Raw genomic sequence first — 4,006 nt, 5'->3', positions numbered from 1 at the left:
GGGGAGGAACGCGCAGAGGTGCCCCGCGTCGGCCTCGCACGACCCGTCGAAGCCGACACCGCCGCAGGGCCCGTACTCCATGCTCTTCGGGCAGGTGTCGATGAGGGGCAGCTCGCTCATGCCCGGCAGTGTACGAATGCGGTGTTTCGTCGAATGTTCATGACGGCAACATCGCCGAAATGCGCGGTGCCTAGGCTCGCCTCCACCCGCAGCACCCCGGAGGTCGCCATGATCACGGCCGGCACCACGTTCGGTTCCGACGTCGACGACGTCGACGCGCTCGTCGACGATCCCCTCGCCCTGCTCTCGCGGTGGCTGCCCCCGCACGACGGCGAGCTGCGACCCCTCGCGGCGTTGTCGACGTTCGGCCGGGACGGCCTGCCGTCGCTGCGGCACGTGCTCGTGAGCGACCGGGATGCCACGGGCCTGTACTTCCACACCGATTTCGCGAGCGCGAAGGTCGCCGAGATCACGGCGAACCCGGTCGCGGCGATGGCGGTGGCGTGGCCCGAGGTGGGTCGCCAGCTGGTCGTGCGCGGGATCGTCGAGCGGGTCGCCCCGGCCGACGCCGCCGTCGCCTACCGGCAGCGCTCGCGATACCTGCAGCTGCTCGCGTGGGTGAACACGAACGACAACGCCGAGCTCCCCGTCGAGGCGCGACGGCACCTGTGGGCCGAGTTCGACGCCGCCCACCCCGAGCTCGATCCGCCCGAGCGGTGGGCGGGGTTCCGTCTGCGGCCGGTGACGGTGACGTTCTGGCGAGGCGACGCGGCGGGACAGAGCACGCGCCAGCACTACACGCTGACCGACGGTCGTTGGTCGGGCCGGATCCTGGCGGGCTGAGGCATGGACATCACCACCGTCACCTCGTTCCGCCCCGCCCGCTCTCGCGCCGACCTCGCCCTCGCTCCGGGCGAGGTGGTGATCGCCGGCGGCACGTGGCTCATGAGCGAGCCGCAGCCCCGCACCACGGGTTTCGTCGACCTGACCACCCTCGAGTGGCCCGACCTCGAGCTCACCGACGAGGGTCTGCGCATCGGCGCGACCTGCACGATCGCGCGGCTGCTCGACTGGGCCCAGCGCGAGGCGCCGTCCGCCTGGACCTCGCTCGCGCTGGCGCGTCCCGCCGCGGACGCCCTGCTGGCATCCTTCAAGATCTGGAACACCGCCACGGTCGGCGGCAACGTCTGCCAGGCGTTCGCCGCGGGTGCGATGATCGCGCTGCTCGCGACACTGGACGCCACCGCCGTGATCTGGACGCCGGACGGCAACGAGCGCCGCGTCGCCGTCGCCGACCTCGTGATCGACGACGCCGCGACCTCCCTCGCGCCCGGAGAGGTCGTCCGCGCCCTGGACGTGCCCGCGCACGCGCTGCGCGCACGGGTCGGCCTGCAGAAGATCGCGCTCGCCGAGCTGGGGCGTTCGGGGGCGGTGGTGACGGCACGGGTCGATCCCGACGGATCCGCGGTGTTCGTGCTCACCGCCGCGGTGCGTCGCCCGCGGGTGCTGCGCTTCGCGCGTGTTCCGGGTGCCGGAGAGCTGCGGGAGGCCATCGCCTCCGCGAGCGACTTCTACACCGACCCGCTGGGCAGCGCCGACTGGCGCCGCGGCGTGAGCGTCGTGCTCGCCGAGCGCCTGCGGGCGGGGTTCGTCCGTGAGTCCGAGCGGGGTGCCGCGTGAGCGCCGGGATCTTCGTGCCGCGCTCCGGAGATTCGCACCCGTCGGCGTCGTCGCGGCGGAAGTGCGGCGGGGACGCGGGCGCATCCTCCGGAGCGCGGCACCGAACCGGCATCCACTCCCGCACCGCAGCGCGGCACCGGCACGGCATCCACTCCCGCACCGCAGCGCGCGCACCGCGCCGGTCCGCGACGAACGGGGAGGCGACGGCGTGAGGTTCCATGTCAACGGCTCCCCCGTCGAGACGGAGCCGCTCCCCGGCCAGTGCGCCCGCACGCTGCTGCGCCAGACCGGTCACGTCGAGGTGAAGAAGGGCTGCGACGCGGGTGACTGCGGCGCGTGCTCGGTGCTGCTCGACGGCACGCCGACGCACTCGTGCATCGTCCCGGCGATGCGCCTCGAGGGGCGGTCGATCACGACGGCCGCGGGACTCGCCCCGGGCGACGAGCTGCATCCGGTGCAGCAGGCCCTCGCCACCGGCTTCGGCTTCCAGTGCGGGTTCTGCACCCCGGGCATGAGCGTGACGGCGTCCACCCTGACCGCCGACGACGTCGACGACCTCGACCGCCGCATGAAGGGGAACCTCTGCCGCTGCACCGGCTACCGCCCGATCCGCGAGGCGATCCGGGCGTCGGTCCTCGGCCCGGTGCGCGAGACGGGTTCCGGATGCCGCGACCAGGCCGCCGCGTCCGACGGCTGCGCGGGCGCGTGCGGCGACGCCCCGGCATCCCCGTCGATCGAGACCGTCGGCACCTCGGTGGTACCCGAAGCCGCGCGCCGCATCGTGCAGGGTCGGGAACCGTTCACCCTCGACGAGCCGGTGCCCGGCGGGCCTCCCCTCGTGCTGCGGGTGGTCGTCTCACCGCACGCGCACGCCCGCATCCGGGCGATCGACACCGCGGCGGCCCTGGCCGTACCGGGCGTGGTCGCCGTGTTCACCCACGAGGACGTCCCCGAGGTGCGGTACTCGACCGGTCGACACGAGCACCGCACCGACGATCCCGACGACACGCGCATGCTCGACGACGTCGTGCGTCACATCGGTCAGCGCGTCGCCGCCGTGGTGGCGGAGTCGGCCGAGGCCGCCGACGCCGGGTGCCGCGCCGTGCGGGTCGACTACGAGGTGCTGCCCGCGGTGTTCGACCCCGAAGAGGCCCGCGGGCCCGGCGCTCCGCTCCTGCACCCCGATCGCACCCCCGAAGAACGGGTGATGGATGCCACCCGCAACGTCGTGGCCGGTTTCCACACGGGGCACGGGGGCGACATCGACGAGGCACTGGCGGCCAGTCACGTCACCGTGTCGGGCGAGTGGCGTTCGTCCCGTGTGACGCACGCGGCACTCGAGACCCACGCGGCGGTCGGCTGGCTCGACGACGACGGACGGCTCGTCATCCGCTCCTCGACGCAGGTGCCCTTCCTCACGCGCGACGAGATCGCGCACGTCTTCGGCCTCGAGCGCGATCGCGTGCGCGTGTTCGCCGCACGGGTCGGCGGTGGCTTCGGCGGCAAGCAGGAGCTGTTCACCGAAGACCTCACCGCCCTCGCGGTGCTGAAGCTGGGGCGACCCGTCGCGTACGAGTTCTCGCGCACCGATCAATTCGTCCGCGCCTCGCTCCGGCATCCCATGCGCGTCCGCGCGACCCTGGGGGCGGATGCCGACGGTCGACTGACCGCGATGAAGCTCGACGTGCTGAGCGACACCGGCGCCTACGGCAACCATGCCATCGGCGTCCTGTTCCACTCGTGCGCCGAGTCGACGACGCTGTATCGCGTCCCGACGAAGTGGATCGACGCCGAGGCGGTGTACACGAACAATCCGCCGTCGGGGGCGTTCCGCGGATACGGGCTCGGGCAGGTGGTGTTCGCGGTGGAGTCGGCGATGGACGCGCTCGCGCAGGAGCTCGATGTCGATCCCTTCGACCTGCGCCGCCTGAACGCGGTGCGCGAGGGCGACCCCCTGCACCCCGACGACGACGAGAAATACGAAGAAGACCTGATCTGGGGCAGCTACGGCCTCGATCAGTGCCTCGACCTGGCGCAGGACGCCCTGCGCCGCGGCAACGGGGTCGATGCCCCCTCGGGCTGGCTGGTCGGCGAGGGCATGGCGACCGCGATGATCGCGACGATGGCTCCCCGCGGGCACATCGCCCACACCACCGCCACCCTGCGCTCGGACGGCACCTTCTTGCTGCGGGTGGGGACGGCCGAGTTCGGCAACGGTACGTCGACGGTGCACCGCCAGATCGCGGCGACGGTGCTGGATGCCGCTCCCGATCGCCTCGAGCTGTGGGCCGCCGACACCGACGCGGTCCGCCACGATACGGGTGCC

General features: G+C 72.8%; 3 protein-coding genes. All 3 read left to right on the top strand.

Features of this window, described 5'->3' with window-relative positions:
* Positions 1 to 228 precede the first annotated feature (228 nt).
* Positions 229 to 843, top strand: a complete 615-nt coding sequence (locus DBR36_RS13645) for a pyridoxal 5'-phosphate synthase (RefSeq protein WP_108320245.1) — start codon at positions 229 to 231, stop codon at positions 841 to 843.
* Between the two features lie 3 nt (positions 844 to 846).
* A complete protein-coding gene (locus DBR36_RS13640) occupies positions 847 to 1,680 on the top strand; it encodes a xanthine dehydrogenase family protein subunit M (RefSeq protein WP_108320243.1) in 834 nt (277 codons plus the stop codon).
* A 208-nt stretch (positions 1,681 to 1,888) separates the two neighbouring features.
* The coding region (locus DBR36_RS13635) for a molybdopterin cofactor-binding domain-containing protein (protein WP_258222853.1) at positions 1,889 to 4,006 on the top strand (2,118 nt) is incomplete at its 3' end.

It is taken from the genome of Microbacterium sp. HMWF026 (assembly GCF_003061325.1).
In the GTDB taxonomy this organism is placed as follows: domain Bacteria; phylum Actinomycetota; class Actinomycetes; order Actinomycetales; family Microbacteriaceae; genus Microbacterium; species Microbacterium testaceum_E.
Note: the sequence above shows the minus strand (reverse complement) of the source record. Positions and strands in the feature narration are given on the sequence as shown.

Coding starts and splice junctions, on each gene's coding strand:
- DBR36_RS13645 (WP_108320245.1), top strand. CDS start 229: ATGATCACGGCCGGCACCACGTTCGGTTCCGACGTCGACGACGTCGAC.
- DBR36_RS13640 (WP_108320243.1), top strand. CDS start 847: ATGGACATCACCACCGTCACCTCGTTCCGCCCCGCCCGCTCTCGCGCC.